General features: G+C 69.5%; 22 protein-coding genes. 9 read left to right on the forward strand and 13 right to left on the reverse strand.

Annotation, left to right across the window (positions count from 1 at the left end; genetic code table 11):
• Positions 1-115: integrase core domain-containing protein (locus PROPJV5_RS11130; protein ID WP_147385436.1), on the forward strand; the 115-nt coding region annotated here is incomplete at its 5' end.
• A 64-nt stretch (positions 116-179) separates the two neighbouring features.
• The gene (locus PROPJV5_RS11135) at positions 180-377 is read left to right on the forward strand and encodes a hypothetical protein (protein WP_119716435.1); all 198 of its coding nucleotides are present in this window, start codon (positions 180-182) and stop codon (positions 375-377) included.
• Positions 378-420: 43 nt separating this feature from the next.
• On the opposite strand, the gene PROPJV5_RS11140 is transcribed toward PROPJV5_RS11135, so the two are convergent.
• Entirely contained in the window at positions 421-3,138 is a 2,718-nt protein-coding gene (locus PROPJV5_RS11140; protein WP_119716436.1) for a DUF4132 domain-containing protein, read from the reverse strand.
• Between the two features lie 127 nt (positions 3,139-3,265).
• The gene (locus PROPJV5_RS12440; RefSeq protein WP_147385437.1) at positions 3,266-3,931 is read right to left on the reverse strand and encodes a hypothetical protein; all 666 of its coding nucleotides are present in this window, start codon (positions 3,929-3,931) and stop codon (positions 3,266-3,268) included.
• A 78-nt stretch (positions 3,932-4,009) separates the two neighbouring features.
• Here PROPJV5_RS12440 and uvrB point away from each other — a divergent pair, with 78 nt between their 5' ends.
• The 4 genes from uvrB to PROPJV5_RS11165 all read left to right on the forward strand — a co-directional run bounded on the left by uvrB (position 4,010) and on the right by PROPJV5_RS11165 (position 7,993).
• Entirely contained in the window at positions 4,010-6,094 is a 2,085-nt protein-coding gene (gene uvrB, locus PROPJV5_RS11150; protein WP_119716438.1) for an excinuclease ABC subunit UvrB, read from the forward strand.
• Between the two features lie 209 nt (positions 6,095-6,303).
• Complete coding sequence (locus PROPJV5_RS11155) at positions 6,304-7,353, forward strand: TerC/Alx family metal homeostasis membrane protein (RefSeq protein WP_119716439.1); 1,050 nt, start codon at positions 6,304-6,306, stop codon at positions 7,351-7,353.
• Positions 7,354-7,440: 87 nt separating this feature from the next.
• Entirely contained in the window at positions 7,441-7,674 is a 234-nt protein-coding gene (locus PROPJV5_RS11160) for a YlcI/YnfO family protein (protein WP_119716491.1), read from the forward strand.
• 1 nt (position 7,675) lies between these two features.
• Positions 7,676-7,993 (forward strand): type II toxin-antitoxin system PemK/MazF family toxin, encoded by a 318-nt coding sequence (locus PROPJV5_RS11165; RefSeq protein ID WP_119716492.1) that lies wholly within the window; start codon positions 7,676-7,678, stop codon positions 7,991-7,993.
• Positions 7,994-8,079: 86 nt separating this feature from the next.
• Here the strand turns inward: PROPJV5_RS11165 and PROPJV5_RS11170 are convergent, their stop codons facing one another.
• Positions 8,080-8,682: an MBL fold metallo-hydrolase gene (locus PROPJV5_RS11170; protein WP_239018488.1), complete on the reverse strand. Its 603-nt coding sequence runs from the start codon at positions 8,680-8,682 to the stop codon at positions 8,080-8,082.
• Positions 8,679-9,422 (reverse strand): maleylpyruvate isomerase family mycothiol-dependent enzyme, encoded by a 744-nt coding sequence (locus PROPJV5_RS11175; protein ID WP_119716441.1) that lies wholly within the window; start codon positions 9,420-9,422, stop codon positions 8,679-8,681. Before PROPJV5_RS11175 ends, PROPJV5_RS11170 begins: the two co-directional genes overlap by 4 nt.
• 273 nt (positions 9,423-9,695) lie before the next feature.
• Between PROPJV5_RS11175 and uvrA the strand changes: the two genes are divergently transcribed.
• Positions 9,696-12,722, forward strand: a complete 3,027-nt coding sequence (gene uvrA / locus PROPJV5_RS11180) for an excinuclease ABC subunit UvrA (RefSeq protein ID WP_119716442.1) — start codon at positions 9,696-9,698, stop codon at positions 12,720-12,722.
• A 114-nt stretch (positions 12,723-12,836) separates the two neighbouring features.
• On the opposite strand, the gene PROPJV5_RS11185 is transcribed toward uvrA, so the two are convergent.
• The 7 genes from PROPJV5_RS11185 to PROPJV5_RS11215 form a co-directional block, all read right to left on the reverse strand.
• The gene (locus PROPJV5_RS11185; protein WP_119716443.1) at positions 12,837-13,373 is read right to left on the reverse strand and encodes a GNAT family N-acetyltransferase; all 537 of its coding nucleotides are present in this window, start codon (positions 13,371-13,373) and stop codon (positions 12,837-12,839) included.
• Positions 13,374-13,468: 95 nt separating this feature from the next.
• The gene (locus PROPJV5_RS11190; protein WP_119716444.1) at positions 13,469-14,716 is read right to left on the reverse strand and encodes an ABC transporter ATP-binding protein; all 1,248 of its coding nucleotides are present in this window, start codon (positions 14,714-14,716) and stop codon (positions 13,469-13,471) included.
• Positions 14,717-14,733: 17 nt separating this feature from the next.
• Entirely contained in the window at positions 14,734-15,576 is an 843-nt protein-coding gene (locus PROPJV5_RS11195; RefSeq protein ID WP_182858700.1) for a carbohydrate ABC transporter permease, read from the reverse strand.
• 6 nt (positions 15,577-15,582) lie between these two features.
• Complete coding sequence (locus PROPJV5_RS11200; protein ID WP_119716446.1) at positions 15,583-16,506, reverse strand: carbohydrate ABC transporter permease; 924 nt, start codon at positions 16,504-16,506, stop codon at positions 15,583-15,585.
• Positions 16,503-17,816 carry an extracellular solute-binding protein gene (locus PROPJV5_RS11205; protein ID WP_119716447.1) on the reverse strand — a complete coding sequence of 438 codons (1,314 nt, stop codon included), beginning with the start codon at positions 17,814-17,816 and terminating at the stop codon, positions 16,503-16,505. Before PROPJV5_RS11205 ends, PROPJV5_RS11200 begins: the two co-directional genes overlap by 4 nt.
• Positions 17,817-17,961: 145 nt before the next feature.
• The gene (locus PROPJV5_RS11210; protein ID WP_119716448.1) at positions 17,962-19,137 is read right to left on the reverse strand and encodes an ABC transporter permease; all 1,176 of its coding nucleotides are present in this window, start codon (positions 19,135-19,137) and stop codon (positions 17,962-17,964) included.
• Positions 19,134-20,015 carry an ABC transporter ATP-binding protein gene (locus tag PROPJV5_RS11215; protein ID WP_119716449.1) on the reverse strand — a complete coding sequence of 294 codons (882 nt, stop codon included), beginning with the start codon at positions 20,013-20,015 and terminating at the stop codon, positions 19,134-19,136. Before PROPJV5_RS11215 ends, PROPJV5_RS11210 begins: the two co-directional genes overlap by 4 nt.
• Before the next feature lie 164 nt (positions 20,016-20,179).
• Here PROPJV5_RS11215 and PROPJV5_RS11220 point away from each other — a divergent pair, with 164 nt between their 5' ends.
• Both PROPJV5_RS11220 and PROPJV5_RS11225 read left to right on the forward strand, forming a co-directional pair.
• On the forward strand, positions 20,180-21,133 hold the full coding sequence (locus tag PROPJV5_RS11220; RefSeq protein WP_119716450.1) for an ABC transporter ATP-binding protein: 954 nt from the start codon (positions 20,180-20,182) through the stop codon (positions 21,131-21,133).
• Positions 21,130-21,876 carry an ABC transporter permease gene (locus PROPJV5_RS11225; protein WP_119716451.1) on the forward strand — a complete coding sequence of 249 codons (747 nt, stop codon included), beginning with the start codon at positions 21,130-21,132 and terminating at the stop codon, positions 21,874-21,876. The genes PROPJV5_RS11220 and PROPJV5_RS11225 overlap by 4 nt, the downstream gene beginning before the upstream one ends.
• A 75-nt stretch (positions 21,877-21,951) precedes the next feature.
• Here the strand turns inward: PROPJV5_RS11225 and PROPJV5_RS11230 are convergent, their stop codons facing one another.
• Positions 21,952-22,653, reverse strand: a complete 702-nt coding sequence (locus tag PROPJV5_RS11230; RefSeq protein WP_119716452.1) for a response regulator — start codon at positions 22,651-22,653, stop codon at positions 21,952-21,954.
• A complete protein-coding gene (locus tag PROPJV5_RS11235; protein WP_119716453.1) occupies positions 22,650-23,960 on the reverse strand; it encodes a sensor histidine kinase in 1,311 nt (436 codons plus the stop codon). Before PROPJV5_RS11235 ends, PROPJV5_RS11230 begins: the two co-directional genes overlap by 4 nt.
• Positions 23,961-24,064 lie beyond the last annotated feature (104 nt).

Genomic DNA, 24,064 nt, shown 5'->3' on the forward strand with positions numbered 1-24,064 from the left:
ACGCGATGCCTTGGCCAGCTGGATCCACTTCTACAATCACCACAGACCCCACACGGCCTGCGGGAACCTCCCACCCATCACACGGTTAACCAACATCCCCGATCAGTACAGCTAGCCCGTCCGATGACGGGGAAACGCTGCGCGGCGGGCGCTGGATCGGCGTCCTGGAGCGCGCCGCCGTGTTCGGCTCCCTACTGGCAGGGCAGCCCGCACTCGTCGCCGTCACCGTGGCGGTGAAGGCCTCGGCCCGATTTCCCGAGATCCGCGGGGCCCGCAGCGGCGAGGTGGCCGAGCACTTCATCATCGGCACGCTGGCCAGCTTCCTGCTCGCCGGGGGCCTTGCCGTGTTGCCCGGCTGGGTCGTGCGCCTGTGGTGATGAGCATCGAGCAGTGGCGCCGGAGCCGGACTGCCGCTCGGGGTCAGCGGAGCCGGCGGTAGCCGTCGTCGTACGGTCCCAGTGCTGCGACGGCCTCGTAGTCGGCCCGTGCCTCGGCCAGGAGCACCGGCGGCAGCCCGGCGAGTTCGAGACGATGGCCGTCTGCGAGGACGGACAGCGACTCGGTGGCGCAGGGCATCGGTTCCTCGTCGTTCAGGTCCTGGCCGGTGAAACGGATGACCACCGTGAGGCCGCTGTCCCCGATGGCCTTCTCGTACTCGTTGAACCAGTGGAAGTCCAGGTCGCAGCGGGTGTAACCGCGCGCGGTGATGGTGTCGCGGAAGCGGAAGGTGTCGCTGACGTGGCCGCTCAGGTCCTCCATGCGGGTGATGAGCGGTTCGACGACCGGTGTCCCCAGCGCGCTCCACTGGTCGAAGAGCGGTGTCACGGCGTGCTCGCTCAGGTGAGCGCGCCATGCCTCGGCGGCCTCGGCGCCGAGGAGGGTGCCGTGGGCCACGGCGAGGCGCGCCTGCGGATCGAGGGCGAGCGGTGCGCCGTCGACGCCCACCGGTGCGCCGTCCGCGGTGGGACGGAAGGCCCGCTGCTGAGGTGTTCCGGGGTTCTCCAGCCAGACGAGCCGGGCGATGAGCAGGCGCATGAGTGGGTGCGCGGCCAGGGACTCCTGCCAGTCGGCCGACTGCCAGACCCGGCCCAGGCACATCGCTCCGTGGAGGCGGGCCGGTTGACGGGACATGACCGCGGCGAGCTCCCGGCGTGAGGCGCGCAGCCGGTCCTTGGCGGCTGCCGCGAGGTCGGGGTCGTCCCCTTCGGCGGGGCCGGGCAGCGACCTGATCGCCCGCGAGTCGGGGCCGATCAGCTGGAGACGGCCCTTGTCGGTGAGGCGGCCGTGGAACCGGTGGGCTCCGAGGTCGAGGTGCAGCAGCCCGTCGTCGGCGAAACCGGCAGTGGCGATGGTGCGGTCGGCCAGTTCATCGGCCGTCCACCCGTGACGTTCGGCGAACCGTCCGGCCAGCTCGCCGGCGGCCTTCTGGACGGTCGCCATCGAGTGGTGGCGGGCGATCGCCATGAGCAGCTCGGTGCTGTCCGGCTGGTCGTTGGCGGCCAGGGCGGACAGCAGGGCGATGAACTGTGCCCGACGCTGCGGGTGTTCGTCCATGTAGGTCCGCACGATCTCGGCCAGCTCGCCGTTCGGCATGGCGGCGGTCAGGGCGAGCAGGCCCTTGTCGTTGATCGCCGAGCCGATGTAGGAGCGCTGGTTGTTCTCGAAGTACTGGTTGATGAAACTGCGCAGGGGCCGGGCCGCCTGCTCGCGGATCGTCTGGGCGTACGGGTCCGTGTCCGCTGGGGTCAGGGCCGCGGCCCGGCGCTGCCATTCCTTGTGATCCCAGCGCGCCCGCTGCTCGGCCCGGGTGCGGTTCTCCTCGGCGCTGCGGCGGCGGGTGTCGTACTCGATCCACCGGTTGATGATGTGGCGGCCGAGTTCAGCGGCGTCGCCGCGGTCGAGCTGGTCGAGGTGGAGGGCCATGAGGGTGGAGCCATCGGGGTCCTTCATCTTGTCGGCCAGCACCACCCACCAGGCGAGGACACCCGGCTTGACCGGTGTGCCGTCGGCCCAGCGGGCACGTGGCAGCGCATCGGGGTCCAGCCAGTCGAGGTTCTTCGGCCACCGCCTCCCCAGCCCGCGCGTCGCCTCGGCGGTCAGGGTCCGGGGCGAGAGGAATTCGCCGATGTCCTCGCCGCAGGCCCGCAGCGCCTTGATCTCGGCGGCGCGCACGACCTGGTTCCGTTCACCTCGGAGGCCCTCGCGCAGCGTGGACACCGCGTGCGGGCCGCCGACCGAGCCCAGCCATTGTGCGGCGAGGATTCTCCGGTCCGGGGTCCGCAGCCCGAGCTGGGCGCCGGCCAGGTGCGGGGCGACCGGGGTGCCGGCGAGGATCTGTCGGGCGAGGCGGCGCTGCACCGGGGAATCGCAGGTTGCCCTCTCGGCGAGCAGCGGCAGCAGACGGGCCGGGATGCGCGGGTAATGGGCGAGGACGCGCAGGGCCTTGTCCGGGTGGCGGCCGGTGAGCCATGACTCGATGTCCTCCGGGTGTTCGACGAACCAGGGCCACAGGTCCGCCGGGTCGTAGGCCCACGTGATCTGGTAGTCAACCTGGGCGCGGATCGTCTCCTCGGCGATGCCGGCCCGGCGCAGGGCGTCGGCGAGGATCCTCGGTTCACTGTTCACCTCCTCATGGCCCACGCGGAACCGGGTGAGCATCAACAGTGCCTGGCGCAGCCCCGCCGGATCCCCCCGGTGAATGACGCGGGCGATGCGGGCGAGGTGGATGAAGTTCAGCTCGTGGCAGCAGCGGGACAGGGCGTCGATGACGATGGTGTACCAGCCGCGGTCGAGGGGCGGGGTCTCGTCGGAGCCGTCGGCGAGCCCGATGAGGGCGTCGAGCAGGTCCTCGTCGAATTGCGCGCAGGCCCCCGCCGGCTGAAGATACTCGGGCGACAGGAAGTCCGGTGGCGGAATCGGGCGGAAGGACGAGTCGTACGGGCCGGTGCCCTCGGCGAAACGAGCGACGATCTCGCGGATCTGCTGGCGGGCCGCCTCGGCACTGGTCTCGGGGAGCCCGCGCAGGGGCGGGAGTTCGAGGGGCTCCTCGTCGCCGAGGAGCTCGGTGAGATCCGGCAGGATCTGTTCGCAGACCGCGATGGTCTCAGCGGCTGAGTCGTCATACGGGTGGGCAGGCATGAGTGCTCCTGACTCGGGGGTTCGTCCGGGGGCCGCCTCAGGCTATCAGTGCCGGGGCGGCGGATGCCGTTCGGTGAGATCCCGGAGGGGGCGCCCGGGCCGTTCCCGCCCGGCGGACGGCCCGTCGTCAGTCGGCGCCTGCCGGCGGTCCGGACGGCGCGAAGCGCTCGTAGACCCGTCGGAAGGTGCCCTGGATGACGAGCTGGATGCCGTCGGCGCCGTACTGTGACAGCTGCTGGGCGCGGCCCTGGTCGGAGACGTAGTAGAGGAAGGGGGCCAGCGGGTCGGGGCCGGTGCGGTACTCCTCGAGGGCCCGGGCCGACATGGCGCTCAGCGCGCGGGTGAGGCCATCGCCGGCTGGTACGTGGACGAGCAGGAGCCCTGCCCGCGGGACGGTGAGGACGATGCCGGTGGCCGGCAGGGAGCCCCGCCACGGTTCGGGCAGGAAATCGGCGAGCAGGCCGAGGCGGCCGCTGACGAAACCATCGCCGCTCACCGCCCACGTGGCATCGGTGCCGTCGGCGTCGGGTGCCAGGTCCACCGGTCGCCGGCGCAGCCTCTCCCGCGCCGCGGCGTAGAGCGCCGACGGGCCGCCGTGCCGGGCCGCCAGGTGCTCGTCGGTCATGACGAGCACCTCATCGCGCTGGGGCTGTGCGGGAACGAGCGTGATGCCCGGCAGGAGCTCGGGGAAGTGGTCGGTGCCATAGCGGGCGACGGCCCTCGTCGGGACGGCGCGCACCAGCATCGAACCGGGGTCGATCGGTGACTGCCGCGTCGCATACCTGCTTGGCATGGCTCCACGCTACCGGCAGCCGGTGGCGGTCCCGCGGGGCCGGACGGGAGTGTCGGACGGTGCGCATAGGCTCGGATCATGCGTCCAGTCGAGTCGATCACCCGCACAGTGGCACCCTTCGCCGTGAAGGCCGACTTCGCACCGTCCGGCGACCAGCCGGCCGCCATCGACGAACTCGAGCGGCGCATCAGGGCGGGCGAGCAGGACGTCGTCCTGCTGGGCGCCACCGGCACCGGCAAGACGGCCACCATCGCCTGGCTGGCCGAACGGCTGCAGCGGCCGATGCTCGTCATGCAGCCCAACAAGACGCTGGCCGCCCAGTACGCCACGGAACTGCGCGAGTTCTTCCCCGACAACGCCGTCGAGTACTTCGTCAGCTACTACGACTACTACCAGCCCGAGGCCTACATCCCCCAGACTGACACCTACATCGAGAAGGACTCCAGCCTCAACGAGGAGGTCGAGCGCCTGCGGCATTCGGCCACCAACTCGCTGCTCACCAGGCGTGACGTCATCGTGGTCGCCACGGTCAGCGCCATCTACGGCCTCGGTACCCCGCAGGAGTACGTCGATCGCATGGTGCCCCTCACCGTGGGTGACGAGTGGGAGCGCACCGATCTGCTGCGCAAGCTCGTCGAGATGCAGTACGTGCGCAATGACGTGGCCGCCACCCGGGGCACCTTCCGGGTGCGCGGCGACACGCTCGAGATCTTCCCCATGTACGAGGAGAACGCGCTGCGGGTCGAGTTCTTCGGCGACGAGATCGACGCCCTCACCACCCTGCACCCGCTCACCGGCGAGATCCTCAGCGAGGACCAGCAGGTCTACGTCTTCCCGGCCTCCCACTACGTCGCCGGCCCCGAGCGCATGGAACGGGCCATCGCCTCCATCGAGGCCGAGCTGGCGGCACGTCTCGACGAGCTCGAGAAGGACGGAAAACTCCTCGAGGCCCAGCGGCTGCGCATGCGCACCAGCTATGACATCGAGATGATGCGCCAGATCGGCACCTGCGCCGGCATCGAGAACTACTCGCGGCACATCGACGGGCGCGGGCCCGGCTCACCGCCGAACTGCCTGCTCGACTACTTCCCCGAGGACTTCGTGCTCGTCATCGACGAGTCGCACGTCACGGTGCCGCAGATCGGCGCCATGTTCGAGGGCGACATGAGCCGCAAACGCACCCTCGTCGAGCACGGTTTCCGGCTGCCCAGCGCCCTGGACAACCGGCCCCTGCGGTTCGAGGAGTTCACCGAGCGCATCGGCCAGACCATCTACTCGTCGGCCACCCCCGGCCCCTACGAGACGGCCCGCGCCAATGGTGTCGTCGAGCAGATCATCCGGCCCACCGGCCTGGTCGACCCGGAGGTCGTCGTCAAACCCACGCACGGGCAGATCGACGACCTGCTCGGCGAGATCCGCGACCGCGCCGCCCGCGACGAGCGCGTGCTGGTCACCACCCTCACCAAGAAGATGGCCGAGGACCTCACCGATTACTTCCTCGAACGCGGCGTGCGGACCCGGTACCTGCACAGCGAGGTCGACACCCTCGCACGCGTCGACCTGCTGCGCGAGCTGCGCACCGGCGAGTACGACGTGCTCGTCGGCATCAACCTGCTGCGCGAGGGCCTCGACCTGCCCGAGGTCTCGCTGGTGGCCATTCTCGACGCCGACAAGGAGGGCTTCCTGCGTTCGGAGCGCTCGCTCATCCAGACGATCGGCCGTGCCGCCCGCAACGTCTCCGGGCAGGTGCACATGTACGCCGACGAGATCACCCCGTCGATGGAGTCGGCCATCAACGAGACGAACCGCCGCCGCGCGATCCAGCTGGCCTACAACGCCGAGCACGGCATCGACCCGCAGCCCCTGCGCAAGCGGATCGCCGACATCACCGACATGCTCGCCCGCGAGGACGCCGACACCGACCGGCTCATGTCCTCGACCCGGCCCGCCGGCCGCGGCGCCCCCGCCGCCCGGACCGGCACGGCGCGGGCCACCGACACGGCCCAGATGCCCGCCACCGAGCTGGCCGACCTCATCGCCGAGCTCACCGATCAGATGCACGCGGCGGCCACCGAGCTGCAGTTCGAACTGGCGGCACGCCTGCGCGACGAGATCGGCGAACTCAAACGCGAGCTGCGGGCCATGGTCGAGGCGACCCGCTGAACCCTGCCGGCGGAGCGGCCATGCGCGGCAACTCGGGTCCGGTTGCCATCCGGCTTGCTCCGCGGTGCCACAATGGGGGCAGTTGAGGGGAGTACTCCACTCGCGCAGTGATCGTCAGTACGGTGCCAGGGCGCCCGGCGCTGCGCTCCGCGTGGTCACGCGGAGGGAAGAGACCTCATCGAAGGACACATCTTCGTGGAGGCCCCGCCATGCACGTCTCCGTGCTCACCTGGATCATCACCCTCGTCGTCATGCTCGGGGTGCTCATCGCCGACGCCGTGCACATGGCGAGGAACCCGCACGTGCCGAGCGTGCGCGAGTGCGTCGCCTACATCAGCATGTACGTCGGCCTGGCCGTCGTCTTCGGGCTGTGCCTGCACTTCTTCGCCGGGGGTACGCACTCGGGCGAGTTCTTCGCCGGCTGGCTCACCGAGTACAGTCTCTCGCTCGACAACCTGTTCATCTTCCTCATCATCATGCGCAAGATGCGGGTCCCGCGCGAGAGCCAGCAGTTCGCCCTGCTCGTCGGCATCATGCTGGCCCTGCTCTTCCGGGGCGTCTTCATCGCCCTCGGCGCCACGCTCATCGCGCGGCTGGCCTGGGTGTTCTTCATCTTCGGCGCCTGGCTCATCTACACCGCCGTCGACCTCGTGCGCGACTACCTGCGCCACGACTCGGACGACGACGCGGACGACGCCACCGAGGGGCGGCTCATGCGCTGGGTGAAGAAGGCCGTCCCCTCCACCAACGAGTTCGACGGCGACAAGGTGTTCGTCCGCGTCGACGGCAAGATCCTGGCCACCAGCCTGTTCTTCGTCATCGTGGCGCTCGGCTCCACCGACGTCATGTTCGCCCTCGACTCCATCCCGGCGATCTTCGGGCTCACTCAGCAGCCGTACATCGTGTTCACCGCGAACGTCTTCGCGCTCATGGGGCTGCGCCAGCTCTACTTCCTGCTCGGCGACCTGCTCAACCGGCTCGTCTACCTGCCGATCGGCCTGTCCGTGCTGCTGACCTTCATCGGCGTGAAGCTCGTGCTGCACGCCATGAACCACTACGGCCTCGACGCCCGGCTCGGTTTCGACGGGGAGATCCCGACCTCGGTGTCCCTGCTCGTCATCGTCGGGATCCTCGCCGTGACGGCCGCCGTCTCGGTGTGGCGGATCAGGCACGACCGGAAGGCCGTCGAGCGGGCCAAGGCCGAGCGGCTCGCCAAGGACAGGGCTCGGTTCGAGGCCACCCAGGACCAGTGGAGCTGACCGATCGTCCACCTGCGGGTCAGCCGTGGCCGGGCGTCCCGACAAGATGAATCCCATCCGGGGATTCATGCTCGTATCATGGAAGACATGAGCGTTCAGATCACCGTTCGGCTTCCCGGCGAACTCGTGGCCTTCCTCGACAGCAGCGTGGCTGAGGGGCTTGCACAGAGCCGGGCCGCCCTGGTGGCTTCTGCGCTGGAACGGGAGATGCGGCGTCAGGCCGCGATCGACGATGCGAGAATCCTGGCCGAGCAGGGCCCGGGGGACGACCTGGACGAGTTGGTGTCCTGGTCAGTCTCGGGTGCTGCCCTGGGGGATTGACGTGCGAGAGATCTGCCTGGCTGAACTCGACAAGACCCGGCCCGTGCTCGTCCTCACCCGGGAGCTTGCGCGGGAAGCGATGACGAAGGTCACGGTTGCGCCCATCACGTCCACTGTCAAGGGCTTGTCCAGCGAAGTGCGTCTTGGCCCGGACAACGGTCTCGACCATGAGTGCGCGGCGTCCCTCGACAACGTCGTGACGATTCCGGTGACGTCGTTGGGGCGGACGGTGGGCTTCCTCAGGCCCGACCAGGAACGAGACCTGGCTGTGGCTGTTGTCCTGGCATATGACCTGGAGGTATCTCTCCTGGGGGACTGACCGGACGCCCGAGCTGCTCCGGCGCCGTCAGAACGTGCCCCCGGGTCGGTCCGGCCGGCCGGGGACCCGCGATGGCGGGGTGCTGCTCACCAGCCGCGTTCGCGCCACTCGCCGAGGTGGGGGCGTTCGGTGCCGAGCGTGGTCGGCGCCCCGTGGCCGGGCAGGACGCGGGTGTCGTCGCCGAAGGCGTCGAAGAGCTTGGTCGTGACGTCGGTGTAGAGGCTGTCGAAGTCGGCCGGCGAGGTGGTCTTGCCGACGCCGCCGGGGAACAGCGAGTCGCCGGTGATGAGGGTGGTGGCCGGCTCGGTCGGCACGACGAGGGTGATCGAGCCGGGCGTGTGACCGACGATGCCGATCACCCGGAGCAGGTCTGCGCCGACGGCGATCGTGTCGTGGTCCCAGACGCCGGTCGGCTCGACCCCGGTCCGGGCCCGGATGGTCTCGACATCGGGGGTGCCGGCGTAGAGCGAGGCCCCGGTCGCGGCGGCCAGCTGGGCCAGGGCCTCGATGTGGTCGGTGTGGCTGTGCGTCGTGATGATCGCCTCGATGGTGCGCCCGGCGATCCATTCGATGAGGCGGTCCGCCTCGTCCGCGGCGTCGACCAGGACGTGGTGGCCGGTGGTGTCGGTCAGCAGGTACGCGTTGTTCTCCAAGGGCCCCACGACGAGGGACTCGATGCTGATGGTCATGTCCGCCATCCTTCGGGTAGTTCGGGCAGTTCGTTGCGCGCGGGGTGGTCGCCCGGCAGCCGCCCGGTCAGCCAGCCGAGCAGCAGGGCGTCGCTCCCGCCCACCGGGGTGGGGCGCCCCTTGGCCCCCAGTCTGGCGTGGAAGCCGGAGGTCGACTCCACCTGCAGCGCGGGCAGCTGATCGTCGCCCGCGAGCCAGTAGCAGGTCCATTCCAGCACCCAGCGGGCAATGTCGTCGTCGGCGTCGGTGATGGTGAAGCCGCAGTCGAGGTCCGCGTGGTGCAGGAGCACCTCGCGCAGCCTGGCCAGCGGCAGCAGGTCGAGCCGGATGAGGCGCCCGTCACCCAGATCCACCGGTGAGGTGCAGGAGCCGATCTTGTCGAAACTGCGGTGCAGGCGACCGGCCGAGGTGTCCAGGTCGATCTGCAGGTCGAGTGCCCTGCGTTCGGCGCCGCGCTCGATGTCGGTGAAGCGGTCGCGGTCGGACAGGTACAGGGGGATACCGGTGCCACCGGAGGGTGCCGACTCGGCCAGCCGAGCGAGGGCGTCGGCGCCGCGGGCCAGATGGGTGGCGACGTGGGCCCGCGACCAGCCGGGCAGCGCACTCGGCTCGTGCCAGGCGTCCTCCTCGATCATGATCGTGTCGCCGAGGAGCTGCTGGGTGGCCTCGAGCTTGCGGCGGCGTACCAGTTGGACGTCACCCGCGCCGGGCAGGAAACGCTGGTCGTCCAGTGATGGCATCGCGGTGGCTCCCCTGTCCTTCCTGTCGTTCCTCGGTCCTCGCGGCGCCTGCCCGCACCGGCTCCGGCTCCGTGGCGGTGCGTGTCCCAGCTGATCGCGCCGGGTGCGACCAAGGACTCGCATCCCTGCAACCGTACTCTGCGCCGAGGAACCATGCCGCCCCAGGCCGCCACAAGACACCGGATGTGTCGCTCCCGGCGCCGGCGGAGCAGGGGGCTGTTCACTGTCCGCTGGGGTACCGTGGCCGGGAAAATGCCGGTGCCCGCTCATACCATGGGGCCCGTGAATGACATGCTCGTCGTCCGTGGTGCACGTGAACACAATCTGCGCGATGTCAGCCTCGACATCCCGCGCGAGAAAATGGTGGTGTTCACCGGCCTGTCGGGCTCGGGGAAGTCCTCTCTCGCCTTCGACACGATCTTCGCCGAGGGACAGCGCCGGTACGTCGAGTCGCTGAGCTCGTACGCCCGCCAGTTCCTCGGCCAGATGGACAAGCCTGCGGTCGACTTCATCGAGGGGCTCTCACCGGCCGTCTCGATCGACCAGAAGTCCACGAGCAACAATCCGCGGTCCACCGTCGGAACCATCACCGAGGTCTACGACTACCTGCGGCTGCTCTACGCGCGGATCGGCCACCCGCACTGCCCGGTGTGCGGTGAGCCCATCGCCCGTCAGACCCCCCAGCAGATCGTCGATCGTCTCATGGGGCTCGAGGAGGGCACGCGCTTCCAGATCCTCGCCCCGGTGGTGCGGGGCCGCAAGGGGGAGTACGTCGATCTCTTCCGCGAGCTGGCCACCGACGGCTACGCCCGCGTCATCGTCGACGGCGAGCAGCACCAGCTGTCGGCGCCGCCCGGCCTCGACAAGAAACGCAAGCACGACATCGACGTCATCGTCGACCGCGTCGTCGTCAAGGCCAGCGCCTCCCAGCGCATCACCGACTCGGTCGAGACCGCTCTCGGCCTGGCGAAGGGCCTCGTCGTCATCGACTTCGTCGACCGGGAACCCGACGACCCGCACCGCCGGCGCCGGTTCAGCGAGAAGATGGCCTGCCCCAACGGCCACGACCTCGAGATGGACGAACTCGAACCGCGCCAGTTCAGCTTCAACTCTCCGTGGGGCGCCTGCCCGACCTGTACCGGTCTGGGCACCCAGCTCGAGGTCGACCCGGCCCTCGTCGTGCCCGACGAGACCCTCTCGCTCAGGCAGGGCGCGATCGCGCCGTGGGCCTCGGCCATGGTCAAGCGGCACTACGACCACGTCTTCGAGGCGATGGCCGAGACCGACGGGTTCAGCGTCGACACCCCGTGGGAGGAACTGCCCGACACCGTCCGGGCCTTCATCCTCAAGGGCCACGACAACCCCGTCTACGTGAGATTCCGCAACCGCTTCGGGCGGGTGCGCACCTACACGCAGAAGTACGAGGGTGTCCTGCCCTATGTGCACCGCCGCTACGACGAGGCCGAGACCGATGCCGCCCGCGACCGGTGGGGGGCCTATCTGCGGGAGATCCCCTGCCCGGCCTGCGGGGGCGCCCGCCTCAAACCGGCCTCGCTCGCCGTCACCATGGCCGGCCGCTCCATCGCCGAGCTGTGCGAGCTGTCCATCGGCGAGGTGCTCGAGGTGCTCGAGTCCATGCGGCTGTCCGAACGGGAGGCCCAGATCGCCTCCCGCGTCGTCAAGGAGATCCGCGAACGCCTGCACTTCCTGGTCGACGTGGGCCTGGACTATCTCACCCTGTCTCGCTCGGCCGGCACGCTGTCCGGAGGCGAGGCCCAGCGCATCCGGCTGGCCACGCAGATCGGCTCGGGCCTCACCGGGGTCCTCTACGTGCTCGACGAGCCCTCCATCGGGCTGCACCAGCGCGACAACGAACGGCTGCTCGAGACCCTGCAGCGGCTGCGCGACCTGGGGAACACGCTCATCGTCGTCGAGCACGACGAGGAGACCATCCGCTCCGCGGACTGGGTCGTCGACATCGGTCCCGGCGCCGGCGAGCACGGCGGCGAGGTCGTCGTCAACGGCACCGTCGACGAGCTCCTCGCCAATCCGCGATCGGTCACCGGCGCCTATCTCACCGGCAGACGCCGTATCGAGGTGCCCGGGCGGCACCACGCGCCCAACGGCGCCGAACTCACCGTGCACGGGGCCGCCGCCAACAATCTGCGCGGCATCGACGTGAGCTTCCCCCTCGGTCAGCTCATCGCCGTCACCGGCGTCTCCGGTTCGGGCAAGTCGACGCTCGTCAACCAGATCCTCTACACGGCGCTCGCCAAACGCCTCTACGGGGCCAAGGCGGTCCCCGGCAGGCACTACTCGATCACCGGCGTCGAGCACATCGACAAGGTCATTCACGTCGACCAGACACCGATCGGCCGGACCCCGCGTTCCAACCCGGCCACCTACACGGGTGTCTTCGACAAGATCCGCCAGCTGTTCGCCCAGACCCCCGAGGCCAAGATGCGCGGCTACCAACCGGGCCGCTTCAGTTTCAACATCAAGGGCGGCCGCTGCGAGAACTGCTACGGCGACGGCACGATCAAGATCGAGATGAACTTCCTGCCCGACGTCTACGTGCCGTGCGAGGTGTGCAACGGCGCCCGCTACAACCGCGAGACCCTGGAGGTGCACTACAAGGGCAAGTCGATCGCGCAGGTGCTCGACATGCCCATCGAGGAGGCGGCCGAGTTCTTCAGGCCGATCACCTCGATCCACCGCCACCTGGCCACCCTCGTCGAGGTGGGCCTCGGCTACGTGCGGCTGGGCCAGCCCGCCACCACCCTGTCCGGTGGGGAGGCGCAGCGCGTCAAGCTGGCCGCCGAGCTGCAGAAGCGCTCGACCGGGCGCACCCTCTACGTTCTCGACGAACCCACCACCGGCCTGCACTTCGAGGACATCCGCAGGCTGCTGGCCGTACTGAGCAAGCTGGTCGACGCCGGCAACACGGTGATCGTCATCGAACACAACCTCGACGTCATCAAGACCGCCGACTGGGTCATCGACATGGGACCGGAGGGCGGCGTCAAGGGCGGGACGGTCATCGCCCAGGGCACCCCGGAGTACGTGTCCACGCGCGAGGACTCCCACACCGGGCACCACCTCGCCCGGTACGTCACGCCCGACGCGGCCTCGGCGCCGCTGCCGCCGCGGCCGGAAGTGCCCACCGCGGCCCAGCTGAAGGCCCAGGCCAAGGCGAAGAGGAGCGAGGAGGCCGCGGCGAGAAGAGCGGCCGCGCGGAAGAAGAAGACCCCGGCCAGGACGAGCACGCGGCGGAAGGCATCGGTGACGACCAGCCGGTGACGTGCGGGCCGGACGCCCCGCCCGCCGAGGGCGGTGACCCGGCCGCCGCGTGGGAGCGGGGCGGTCACGGGCTGTCCGCGGGCGCGGCCCGCGGACCCGTGCAGCGCGGCGCCGTCAGATGACTTCCTCGTTGTCGAGCCGGTAGACGCGGTTGATGCGCCTGGTGCCGTCGGCGCGCAGCGCCTGCTCGGCCGATTTGTGCACGAAGACGAAACCTAGTTTCTGGATCGCCTTGTTGGCCCGCTCGTCGGCGTCGTCGGCGCGCGTGATGACACCGGAGCAGTCGTTCGCACGGGCCTCGTGGATCATCAGGCGCACCAGGCGCAGATGCAGCCCAGTGCCCCAGACGCTGGGCGACAGATAGGTGGCGCCCAGCTCGACGCACTCGCCTCGACGGAAGTGGCTGGAGGTGCCGATGACCCTCCCGTCGAGACAGGCCGTCCAGGCGATGCGTTCGGGGCCGTCCTCGCGCTGGGCGAGCCTGGCGGCCAGATCCTCCGGCCCGTCGGGCATGCCCTTGGGCGCCGAACCCCAGACCTCGGGGGAGGACAGCGCCTCCCACAGCGGCTCGGCGTCGTGTTCGGGATCCCATACGTGCGCGGTGAGGTCACCGGCGCGCAGCACCTGCTCGGCGAACGGCCAACGAAGCATGTCTCAACCCTCCGATGCCCCGACGCCCACCGGCGCCCGGGCGCGTCGCGCACGGACTCTCCCGTCAACGCTAGCGCGGCCGGGCGCCGGACGCATCAGGACTGCTCGGTCTTGGCCTTGGACCTCTCGAGTGCGCGCTTGCGGGCCACCTCGGAGCGCTCGGCGATCTCGGCGGCGTGCTGCTCATCGCGGGTGAGATTGCGTCCGGACTCCGGGTCGAAGACCATCATGTCCTCCGGCCTGAAGTACAGCGAGGCCTCCTCGCCCTCCAGGATGCGCGAACTCGGGTCGAGATTGACGATGAACTGCGTGCGCATTCCCTCGCCGTCCAGGTCCCGGTCGAGTTCCTCGAGGGTGCTCTGCACAGCCGGGTCGGAGGTGAAGGGCACGTACGCGTACTGCTCATTGCCGAGCCACTCGGTGACGTCCACGACGGAGGAGAACTCCACGGCCCCTTCCGGGGGAGTGTGCACGTCGGCGTCCTTGATCACCTCGGGGCGCAGGCCCACGACGACGACGTCCTTGCCCTCCAGGTCGGCGCGGATGCGCTCGGGGATCGGCGCGCTCGTCATCGGCAGCTCCAGGCGGCCGTCGCGCACCCTGGCGGGCAGGAAGTTCATCGGGGGAGAGCCGATGAACCCGGCGACGAAGAGGTTGACCGGCTCCTCGTAGAGCTCGCGCGGTGAGGCGCACTGCTGCAGCACGCCCTTGCGCATCACGGCCACCCGGTCGCCCAGCGTCATGGCCTCGGTCTGGTCGTGGGTGACGTAGACCGTCGTGATGCCGAGCCTGCGCTGCAGGCGGGCGATCTCGGTGCGCATCTGGCCGCGCAGCTTGGCGTCCAGGTTGCTGAGCGGCTCGTCGAAGAGGAAGGCGTCGGCGTCCCGGACGATGGCCCGCCCCATGGCCACGCGCTGGCGCTGGCCGCCGGACAGGTTCGCCGGCTTGCGGTCGAGGTGCTCGGTCAGTTCGAGCATCTCCGCCGCCTGGTTGACGCGCCGGTCGATCTCGGCCTGGGACATCTTGTTGCGCCCGAGCCGCAGCGGGAAGGCGATGTTCTCGCGCACGGTCAGGTGCGGGTAGAGCGCATAGTTCTGGAAGACCATTGCCAGGTTGCGGTCCTTCGGCGCCAGGTCGTTCACCCGCTTGCCGTTGATCTCCAGGTCGCCGCCGGTGATGTCCTCCAGGCCGACGATCATGCGCAGCGTCGTCGACTTGCCGCAGCCGGAGGGGCCGACGAGGATCATGAACTCGCCGTCGGCGATGTCCAGGCTGATGTCGTTGACGGCCTTGAAGCCGTCGCCGTATTCCTTGACGATGTTTTTCAGAGTGATCTGGGACATTGCGAATTCCTAGGGGTTCAGCCTTTGACGGCGCCGGAGGTGAGGCCGGAGACGATCTGGCGCTGGAAGAAGAGGACGAGCAGGACGACGGGGATGGTCACGACGACACCTGCGGCGCAGATGGCGCCGGTCGGTGACTCGAACTGGCTGGCGCCGGTGAAGAACGCCAGTGCCGCCGGAACGGTGCGGGCGTGGTCACTGGTCAGCGACATGGCGAAGACGAAGTCGTTCCACGCCGTGAAGAAGGCGATGATCGCGGTCGTGAAGACCCCGGGGGCGGCGAGCGGGACGATGACCTTCCGGAAGGCCTCCCAGCTCGTGGCCCCGTCGACCTGGGCGGCCTGCTCCATCTCCCAGGGGATCTGCTGGAAGAAGGCCGACAGCGTCCAGATCGACAGCGGCAGCGTCAGCACGAGGTAGGGCAGGATCAGGCCAGGGATCGTGTCGAACAGGTGGATTCGGCGCCACAGGTCGAACAGCGGGGTGACCAGTGAGATGACGGGGAAGAAGGACACCGTCAGGGCCGTGCCGAGGATCAGTCGCTTGCCGGGGAAGTCCAGGCGCGCGATCGCGTAGGCGCAGAAGGTCGCCAGGATCACGGCGATGAGCGTGGCGGCGATGGCGACGACGATCGAGTTGCGCAGCGCCGGGAGGAAGAGGTCCTTCGCGCCGCCGGTGAAGATCAGCTGGTAGTTCTCCAGCGTCGGGTTGTGCGCCCAGAACTTCCCGTCGGCCCGGTCCGCCGTCGACTTGAGCGACATGTTGAGGATCCACAGCAGCGGGACGACCGTGTAGACGATGATCGCCACCGAGGCGACGATCTGCCAGAACTTCTGGCTACCGGACATTTCACGATTCATCGGAGCTCACTTCCTTCCACCGGCCAGGTCGACGCGGAAGCCCTTGACGAAGATCATCGCGATGATGACGACGCAGCAGAACAACAGCACGGACACGGCCGAACCGAGCCCGACCTCGGTGCGGGAGATCGTCTGGTTGTAGGCCACCAGCGACAGCGACGAGGTGTCGTGGCTGCCGGCGGTCATGATGAAGATGTTGTCGAAGATCCTGAAGGCGTCGAGGGTCCTGAACAGGAGCGCAACCATGATCTGCGACTTCATGTTGGGCAGGATCACCTTGCGCAGCCGCTCGCCCCAGGTCGCGCCGTCGACGACGGCGGCCTCCTCCATGGCGCTGTCGATCTGGGTCAGCCCGGCGAGCAGCAGCAGCGACATGAACGGGGTGGTCTTCCAGATCTCCGAGATGCAGATCGGCACCATCGCGCTCCAGAACCCGCCGAACCAGTCGAAGTCGGCGGGGAACAGGCCGAACGACAGCTTGTTGAGCAGCGGGTCGACGAACCCGGTGTCGGTGGCGAAGGCGTAGAACCAGGAGAACGCCGAGACGACGGTGATGATCGAGTAGGGGATCAGCACGATGGTGCGCAGCAGGCCCCGGCCGTAGATGACCTTCTCCATGGCCAGGGCGATGGCGAAACCGAGCACCAGCTCGACGACCACGGTCACCACGGTGATGAGGGTGGTCGTGCCGAACGCCCGCCACCACAGCGGGTCGGTGAGGATGATCCCGTAGTTGCGCAGGAAGACGAACTCGCGCTGGTCGGGGTCGGTGAGGCGGTACTTGAACAGCGAGGTGTAGACCGCCTGCAGGATGGGGTAGAAGGTGACCAGGATCATGATGACGAAGGCCGGTCCGGCCAGCCTCCAGCCCAGCCTGCGCTCGTCGCGCGCCCGGTCACTCAGGTGATTCTCAACGGTTCTGGTACTCATAGCAGGGCCTCTCCCCGCAGGACTTTCATGATCAGCTCGGTGGACTCCGCCGGTGTCCGGTTCGGGTCCACCTGCTCGGGCGGCGACCAGGTGCGCTGCACGGCGGTGGACAGGTCACCGTAGTAGGAGGTGCGGGGGCGCTGCACGGCCTGGTTCAGCGACTCGCGGAAGACGTCGGCCATCGGGAACTGCTCCTGGATCTGCGGGTCGTCGAACACCGAGGAGCGGGAGGCCGCGTTGCCGGTGCCGAGCATGTACTCCTTCTGGTGCTCGGCGCTGGTGATGCAGGAGATCGCCTGCCAGGCCTTGTCCTTGTTCCTCGAGGCCGTGTTGACCCCGAGTTCGATACCGCCGAACGGGGGAGCGGCCGGTTTGTCCGCATCCACTCGCGGATAGGTGGTCCAGGCGATGTCGTCGAGGAAGGACAGGTCGTTCTCCTTCATGGCGGCGTAGACGTAGAGCCAGTTGAGCATGAAGCCCGAGGTCTCCTCGTCCTGGAACATGTTGAGCGCGTTGGTCTCGTTCATCGAGGACAGGGCCGGGCCGACGGCGCCGGAGCCGGCAAGCTCCTGGATGATCTCGGCGGCCCGCTTCCCCTCGGGGGTGTCGAGCCCAAGCTGGGTGTCCTCCGCCGAGGCGCCCTCGTTCTGCACGATCGAACCGCCGGCGCCCGCGACGAGGGCGTTGATGAGCACGGTGTAACCCTCGTAGCGCCTGGCCTGGACGGCGAAGTCCGTGTCCGTCGCTTGGGCGGCCTCGATGATCTGCTCGAAGGTGACCGGCTTGGTCATGTCGAGGCCGGCTTCGGCGGCCACCGACTTGCGGTACCACAGCAGCTGCGTATTGGCCCAGAAGGGGGCCGCGACGAACGTGTCGTTCCACTGGGAGGCGTCGAGGGAGCCCTGCACCCGGTCGTCGGTGAAGTCCTCGATGTACTGCTCGGGGACGTCCACGAGGTAGCCGGCCTCGGCGAACTCGGGAACGACCACGGGGTCGAGGCTCATGATGTCGACGCCGGAGTCGTTCGCAGCCAGGCGCCGGACCAGCTGCTCGCGCTGGTCGGTGGCCTCGTTCGGCAGCTGCTCCACCTGGATGGTGTACGCGCCGCCGGAGGCCTCTGAGCACTCCGCCGCCAGCTGGGCCTGTCCGCCGCCGGTGGGGGATGCGCCGCCACCGTCGGGATTGATGAACCAGGTGAGGGTGTCGGTGCCTCCGGCATCGCCCCCACAACCGGTCAGGCCTGAGACTGCCAGGGCGAGTAGGCACCCGCCCAGCAGGGGTTTGAGAGCTCTTGTTCTTCTCGGTCTCATGGTCACCTGCCTCGTTGCATGATGAATCCGCGCTCACCGCAGAATTCCTCACCGATCCTAGGTGCGGGGTCCGCTGAGAGGGCGCCGGTCCGGATCCCGTCGTGGCCTGTTCGCGGTGTGCGAACAGGCCACGACGGGGCTGCGATCACGCGGCCTGTCGGCCGAGCGCCTGCTTGAGGCTCACCCTGCCGTGGGTCTGCAGCAGCGAGCGGTTGTAGATCATCGACCCGATCCAGATCGCCAGCGGGACGAAGGCCAGGGTGATCGCCAGGGCGATGACGGCCTGCCACCAGGGGACCCCGCTGGTTGCGAGGCGGGCCGGCATGAGGACGCAGGAGACGATGGGGACGAAGGACAGCACGGTCTGTGCCTGGCCGTGGACGGCGAAGCCCACGACGTAGACGGCCATGAGCAGCCAGGTCAGCGGCTGGGAGGTGTGCTGCAGGTCCTCCTGGGAGCTGGCCAGGGCACCGGCCGCGGCCCACAGGCAGGCCAGGGCGAGGAAGCCGACGAGGAAGAAGCCCAGGAACCAGACGATGGAACCGGACAGGCCCGGCAGGAAACTGCCGAGGTCGGTCTGCGACAGGCCGATGAGGCCGACGGCCAGGTAGAGGGCCATCTGGGCCAGGGCCATGAGCGTGTTCCCGGCGATCTTGCCCAGCAACAGTTGATGCGTCGGCACGGCGGCCGCCAGGATCTCGATGACCCGGGACTGCTTCTCGCCGGTCACCGACTGGGCGATCTGCATGCCGAACAGGAGCGAGGAGACCATGAACAGCACCGAGAAGGTGAGCCCGACCATGTAGCCCCGCATGGTGAAGCCGGCATTCGGGTCCAGTTCCTCACTCGTGACGTTCATGGCGGCGGCCAGTTGTTCGCCGCTCAGGCCGGCCTGGGTGGCGATCTCGGTCAGGGCGCCCTGTGAGACGGCCGTGCTGGTGTACGACAGCAGCTGGCTGTCGCTGGACCCTCCGAAGGTGAGTACCCAGCCGGACTCGGTGCGGTGCAGCCAGGCCGCGTCGTCGTCATCGGCGAGCCGGGCGCGGGCCTCGCCCTCGTCGCTCGCCTGGACGTGCTCGACCCGCGCGTCGGAGCCGTTGGCCCGGGCCACCGGTTCGATGGCCTCGGCGACCTGTGCCGAGACGGTGTCGGTGGTCACGACGGTGAAGGTCTGCTCCCTGGTGTTCTGCCAGGCGGCGAATCCCAGTGCGCCGGCGATGACGGCCAGCATGAGGACGGTCGAGATGATGAAGCCCCGGTCGCGGAGCTTGACGGACATCTCGTGGCCGGCGACGGTCAGCCACAGGTTCTTGGTGTTCATCGGGTCACCTCACGGTAGATCTCGGCAAGAGTGGGACGGATCTCGGCCAGCTCGCGCACCTCGCCCCTGGCCAGGGCCTCGGTCAGCAGGGCGCGGCGGGCCGCGTCGTCGTCCAGGATCAGCAGGGCCCTGGGGCCGTCCACGTCCAGGACGGACAGACCAGTCATGTCACGCACCCACCCGGTGTCGGTGTCCATGACCAGCCGATGCCTGGCAGTGCCGCGACTGCGCAGCTCCTCGCCAGTGCCGTCGGCCACGACCCGCCCCTGGGAGAGGATGACGAGACGGTCGCACAGGCGCTCGACCAGCTCGAGCTGGTGGGAGCTGAACAGCAGGGGCACGCCGGTGGCGGTCCGGGTGCTCAGCACCTCGGAGAGCGAGTCGACCGCGTCGGGGTCGAGCCCGCTGAACGGCTCGTCGAGGATGAGGGCGGCCGGCTCGGCCATGACGGCCGCGGCGATCTGGACGCGCTGCTGATTGCCGAGGGAGAGCTTCTCGAGCTTCTCCTTGGCCCGGTCGCCCAGGCCGAAGGCCTCGAGCAACTGCATGGCCTCCGCCCGCGCCCCGGCGGTGGAGGCCCCGCGCAGTCGCGCCAGGTAGACGAGCTGGTCGAGCACCTGCTGCTTCGGGTAGAGGCCGCGCTCCTCGGGCATGTACCCGATCGTGCGGCGCTCGGCGGCGGTGATCTGCGCGCCGTTCCACAGCACGTCGCCGGCGTCGGGGGCGAGCAGGCCCATGATCATGCGCATCGTCGTCGTCTTGCCGGCGCCGTTGCCGCCGATGAAGCCCACGGTCGAGCCGTCGGGCACCTGGAAGCTGACGTCGTCGACGGCGACCAGGTCGCCGAACCGACGCGTGAGATGACGTGTTTCGAACATGCCCCCCATCCTGTCGGCGAGCCCGTGCCGACACATCGGCCTTGCGGGCGAATCCGTAAGGGTGCCCCTGAGGGAGGAGTCCTCGTTCGAAGGGATGAGGCGTCCGCGGAGGGCATCTGGCAGGCTGACAGGGTCTGGATCGTCCATGCGCCGGAGGAGGCCGCATGACTCTTCCCGTGAATGAGCCATTGATCCGTGTCACCGGCGCGGTGAAGCACTATGGCGAGCTGGCGGCGCTGTGCGGGGTGGACCTCGAACTCCGCCCGGGCGAGACACTCGGGGTCCTGGGGGCCAATGGTGCGGGGAAGACCACCTTGATCGAGTCGATCATGGGAGCGCGCCGGCTCGACGGGGGCGGAATCGAGGTGCGGGGCCTGTCGCCGGTGTTGCAGCGCTCGGAGTGCCTGAGGCACGTGAGCCTGCAACCACAGGATTCGTCACTGTTCAAGCATCTGACCGTTCTGGAGCACGTCGCGCTCTGGGCCTCGCTCTACCCGAGCCCGCATCCGGTCGATGAGATCATCGCCATGGTCGGCCTGGACGACAGGCGGCGGGCACGGGTCAAGACCCTGTCGGGCGGCCAGCGGCAGAGACTGCGGCTGGCCCTGGCGCTGGTCGGGGGCACCGCGGTCGTGGCTCTCGATGAGCCGACGGCGGGTCTTGACCCATTGGCCCGCGAGCAGACGTGGGACGTCATCCGCTGGCGCGCAGGCCTGGGTGCCGTGCTCATGACGACCCAGATGATGGACGAGGCCGAGGCGCTGTGCGACCGCGTCGTGATCCTCGACGCGGGCCGCGTCGTCGCCGAGGGCGCCGTCGACGATCTGCTGGACCGGTACGCGGGACGGGGCAGCGTCTCGTTCACGACCCGGGCCGTCGTCGACGACGCAGTGCTGCAGGGGCTGCCGGGCGTGCTGTGGTTCTCGACCCGGCGAGTGGGCGACGGTGCGAGCGTCAGGCTGGTGAGCGCCGATGTTGCCCGGACCCGAGCGGCCGTCCGGGCCTCGAGGGCTCTGCTGGCCGCACACGTCAGGGCCGCCGGTCCGTCACTGACCGACGTGTTCGTCCGGCTGGTCGGCCGGGAACCGGCCGCCCATGTCCCCGGGGAGAACTCATGAAACAGGTGGGGGCTCTCACCCTGGCGAGTGTCAGGGAGATGCTGCGCGATCCGCTGGTGACCGGGCTGGCGATGGCGTACCCGGCGTTGTTCATCATCATGTTCCTGTTCCTGCCGGACCTGCCCCAGTCCCAGGGGAGTATCAGCGCCCTGACCTTCGGCCTTCCGGCGGTGCTCATCTTCGCCGTCCTGTCGCTGGCGCTGACGGGCACCGCCGCGCCCATGGCGCAGCTGCGCAGGGATGGCGTGCTGCGCAGCCTCGGCATGACCCCGGTGACGCGCAGCCAGTACCTGTGGGCACAGCTACCGGGACGGCTCGCCGTGATCGGAGCCGAGACGGGCCTGATCTGCGTGCTGGCCGCCCTGACCGGCTCGGCGTCCATTGGACCGCCCCTGCTGCTGTGCTGGGCCGTGGTGTTGTGCGCAGCGACCGCGCTGTCGATGGGACTGCTGGTCGGCGCCAGGTCCGACAATCCGGCGCTGGTCGGGGCGATCTCGGGTTTCCTGGGACCGGGCCTGCTGTTCCTGTGCGGCGTCTTCCTGCCGTACCGGATGATGCCCCCGGCGGTCGAGCGCATCGGCCTGCTCCTGCCGTACACCTATATCGGGGACATGCTGAGAGGCGCCCTGGCGGGGACCGATCTGGAGTATCCGATGGTGCGTGGCTCTCTCATCTGCATCGCCTGGACGGTCGTCACGGGGCTGTCGGCCTGGCGGGCCTTCGTCTGGGACGCGAACCGATGACCACGTGACACCGGTCCGGCACAACAGGGCGACTCTGAGGCCGACCGGGGCGCAGGCGAGGCGGCGGCGCCCCGCTCACTCGGCCAGGCCGTGCCGGAACGCCCAGGCCACGGCCTGCACGCGGTCGCGCAGGCCGAGCTTGGCCAGCAGGTTCGAGACGTGGGTCTTGACGGTCGCCTCCGAGACGAACAGCTCTGCGGCGATCTCGGCGTTGGACAGGCCCCTGGCGATGGCTCGCAGCACGTCGGTCTCGCGGTCGGTGAGTTCGGGGATGTGGGCCGGGCCCGCGGCGGCGCGCTGGAGCGGGGCCTGCGGCGCGGGCTCGCCCGGGGCGTCGGCCGGCGGCTGCGTCCTCGCGCCGGGCGCCGCCATGGCGCGGATGACGCGCAGCGTCACCTGGGGGCTGAGCAGTGCATCGCCCCGGGCGACGGCGCGGACGGCCGAGACCAGTTCGTCCGGGTCCGCGTTCTTCAGGATGAAACCCGAGGCGCCGGCCCCGAGGGCCTCGAAGACGTAGTCGTCGCGGTCGAAGGTGGTGACCATGATGACCTTGGCGAGGTGCTCGTCGACGATCACCCGGGTCGCCTCGATGCCGTCGACGCCGGGCATCTGCACGTCCATGAGGATGACGTCCGGGTGTTCGCTGCGGGCCAGCTCGATGGCCTGGGCGCCGTCGCAGGCCTGCCCGGCGACGGCGATGTCGTCCTCCAAGGACAGGATCATGTCGAAGCCGGTGCGCACCAGCTTCTGGTCGTCGGCGAGGAGGACGCGGATCATTGGGACTCCATGAGGGGTAGACGGACTCGCACGCGGTAGCCCCCGGTGGGGCGCGGGCCGATCTCGACCTCGCCGTGGTGGTGGGCGGCGCGTTCACGCATGCCCAACTGCCCCAGGCCAGTGCCGGACGTGCCGGGCACGGGGCGTCCCGCGTCGAGGATCTCGGTCTCGACGTAGTGTTCGGCGACACGGACGACCACCTGGGCGCTCCGGGCGGTGGAGTGGCGCCGGACGTTGGTCAGCGCCTCCTCGACGGTGCGGTAGATCGACAGTGCGACCGGCAGGGGCACCTGCGTGGCGGCCCCCGGGGTCGGCTCCAGCAGCTCGTAGTCGACCCGCAGGCCGTCCGCCCGGCCGGTGGTGAGCCCGGTGATCTGGGCGATGGTGGGGGAGGCCTGGCGGGAGTCGTCCTCGTGGCCGGCCGCGCCGCGCAGCGCGCCGAGCAGCCCGCGCATCTGCCCGATGGCCTCGCGGGAGGACTCCTCGACCATGCCCAGCGCCCGGGCGGCCTGGTCCGGTCTCCTGTCGAGGGCCCGCCTGGCCGCGGCGGCCTGCACGCCCGTCACGGAGACGTGGTGGGCGACGACGTCGTGCAGCTCGCGGGCGATGCGCAGGCGCTCCTCGATGATGGCCTGGTCGCGCAGCTGCTCGGACTGCCGGGCGAGCTGGGTGGCCTGGGCGGCCAGCTTCGCCTGCTGTCGCGCCCTGCGCCAGGCGCTCGTCCCGAAGACGAAGGCCGAGACGAAGAAGACGATGTTGATGAGATAGGCGTAGATGCCGTAGGAGACCGCCGGGCTGAGCAGCCCGCGGGCGGGGCCGTCCAGCGACGCGATGATGTGTTCGGTGCTGAGGCCTACCGCGAAGTCCCAGGTGAGCCAGAGCAGGTCGGCGAGCAGGATCCCCGTGACGGTCGCGGCCAGGGCGCGGCGGTTGCGGGCCCAGCAGGCCGCCGAGAAGACGGCCAGGAAGAGCAGAACCTGGCCGACCAGCTGGGCCGCCACCTCGTCGGCGGTCGACCGCGCCACGACGAAGGCGGCGAAGACCGCCATGGCGCAGACGAGGGGGAGGCGCCGCCGCCACAGCAGGGGCAGCGCCAGCAGTACGATGAGGCCGTACTCGAGGGGCCGCGGCTCCATGGCCTCGGCCGGGTAGTAGCCGCGCAGCAGTTCCAGGTTGAGCGCCAGCGCGGCGGCCATGACCAGGGTGACGGCGACGTCGCGCCGGTCGACGTGCTGGACCGGCCGCTGCCAGTCGTCGTCGAGACCGAGCCACGCCCCGAAGCGCTCGGGCAACGACTGCTCGACCATGCGGTTCTCCTCTCCTCCGGCGAGCCTAGCGGCGCCGGTCACCTGATGCGCCCGCCCGTCCACGACCAGTGCCTGCCGCGGTCACTGGCACGCCGGGACGGCCC

Source organism: Propionibacterium ruminifibrarum, assembly GCF_900289195.1.
Classification (GTDB): Bacteria; Actinomycetota; Actinomycetes; order Propionibacteriales; family Propionibacteriaceae; genus Propionibacterium; species Propionibacterium ruminifibrarum.

Excerpts from the sequence above, each read along its gene's own strand:
- PROPJV5_RS11230 (WP_119716452.1), bottom strand. The coding sequence starts at position 22,653 with ATGATCCGCGTCCTCCTCGCCGACGACCAGAAGCTGGTGCGCACCGGC.
- uvrB (WP_119716438.1), top strand. The coding sequence starts at position 4,010 with ATGCGTCCAGTCGAGTCGATCACCCGCACAGTGGCACCCTTCGCCGTG.
- PROPJV5_RS12440 (WP_147385437.1), bottom strand. The coding sequence starts at position 3,931 with ATGCCAAGCAGGTATGCGACGCGGCAGTCACCGATCGACCCCGGTTCG.
- PROPJV5_RS11140 (WP_119716436.1), bottom strand. The coding sequence starts at position 3,138 with ATGCCTGCCCACCCGTATGACGACTCAGCCGCTGAGACCATCGCGGTC.
- PROPJV5_RS11170 (WP_239018488.1), bottom strand. The coding sequence starts at position 8,682 with ATGACCATCAGCATCGAGTCCCTCGTCGTGGGGCCCTTGGAGAACAAC.
- PROPJV5_RS11215 (WP_119716449.1), bottom strand. The coding sequence starts at position 20,015 with ATGTTCGAAACACGTCATCTCACGCGTCGGTTCGGCGACCTGGTCGCC.
- PROPJV5_RS11190 (WP_119716444.1), bottom strand. The coding sequence starts at position 14,716 with ATGTCCCAGATCACTCTGAAAAACATCGTCAAGGAATACGGCGACGGC.
- PROPJV5_RS11155 (WP_119716439.1), top strand. The coding sequence starts at position 6,304 with ATGCACGTCTCCGTGCTCACCTGGATCATCACCCTCGTCGTCATGCTC.
- PROPJV5_RS11185 (WP_119716443.1), bottom strand. The coding sequence starts at position 13,373 with ATGCTTCGTTGGCCGTTCGCCGAGCAGGTGCTGCGCGCCGGTGACCTC.
- uvrA (WP_119716442.1), top strand. The coding sequence starts at position 9,696 with ATGGGGCCCGTGAATGACATGCTCGTCGTCCGTGGTGCACGTGAACAC.
- PROPJV5_RS11205 (WP_119716447.1), bottom strand. The coding sequence starts at position 17,816 with ATGAGACCGAGAAGAACAAGAGCTCTCAAACCCCTGCTGGGCGGGTGC.
- PROPJV5_RS11220 (WP_119716450.1), top strand. The coding sequence starts at position 20,180 with ATGACTCTTCCCGTGAATGAGCCATTGATCCGTGTCACCGGCGCGGTG.
- PROPJV5_RS11210 (WP_119716448.1), bottom strand. The coding sequence starts at position 19,137 with ATGAACACCAAGAACCTGTGGCTGACCGTCGCCGGCCACGAGATGTCC.
- PROPJV5_RS11160 (WP_119716491.1), top strand. The coding sequence starts at position 7,441 with ATGAGCGTTCAGATCACCGTTCGGCTTCCCGGCGAACTCGTGGCCTTC.
- PROPJV5_RS11175 (WP_119716441.1), bottom strand. The coding sequence starts at position 9,422 with ATGCCATCACTGGACGACCAGCGTTTCCTGCCCGGCGCGGGTGACGTC.
- PROPJV5_RS11225 (WP_119716451.1), top strand. The coding sequence starts at position 21,130 with ATGAAACAGGTGGGGGCTCTCACCCTGGCGAGTGTCAGGGAGATGCTG.
- PROPJV5_RS11195 (WP_182858700.1), bottom strand. The coding sequence starts at position 15,576 with ATGAATCGTGAAATGTCCGGTAGCCAGAAGTTCTGGCAGATCGTCGCC.
- PROPJV5_RS11235 (WP_119716453.1), bottom strand. The coding sequence starts at position 23,960 with ATGGTCGAGCAGTCGTTGCCCGAGCGCTTCGGGGCGTGGCTCGGTCTC.
- PROPJV5_RS11200 (WP_119716446.1), bottom strand. The coding sequence starts at position 16,506 with ATGAGTACCAGAACCGTTGAGAATCACCTGAGTGACCGGGCGCGCGAC.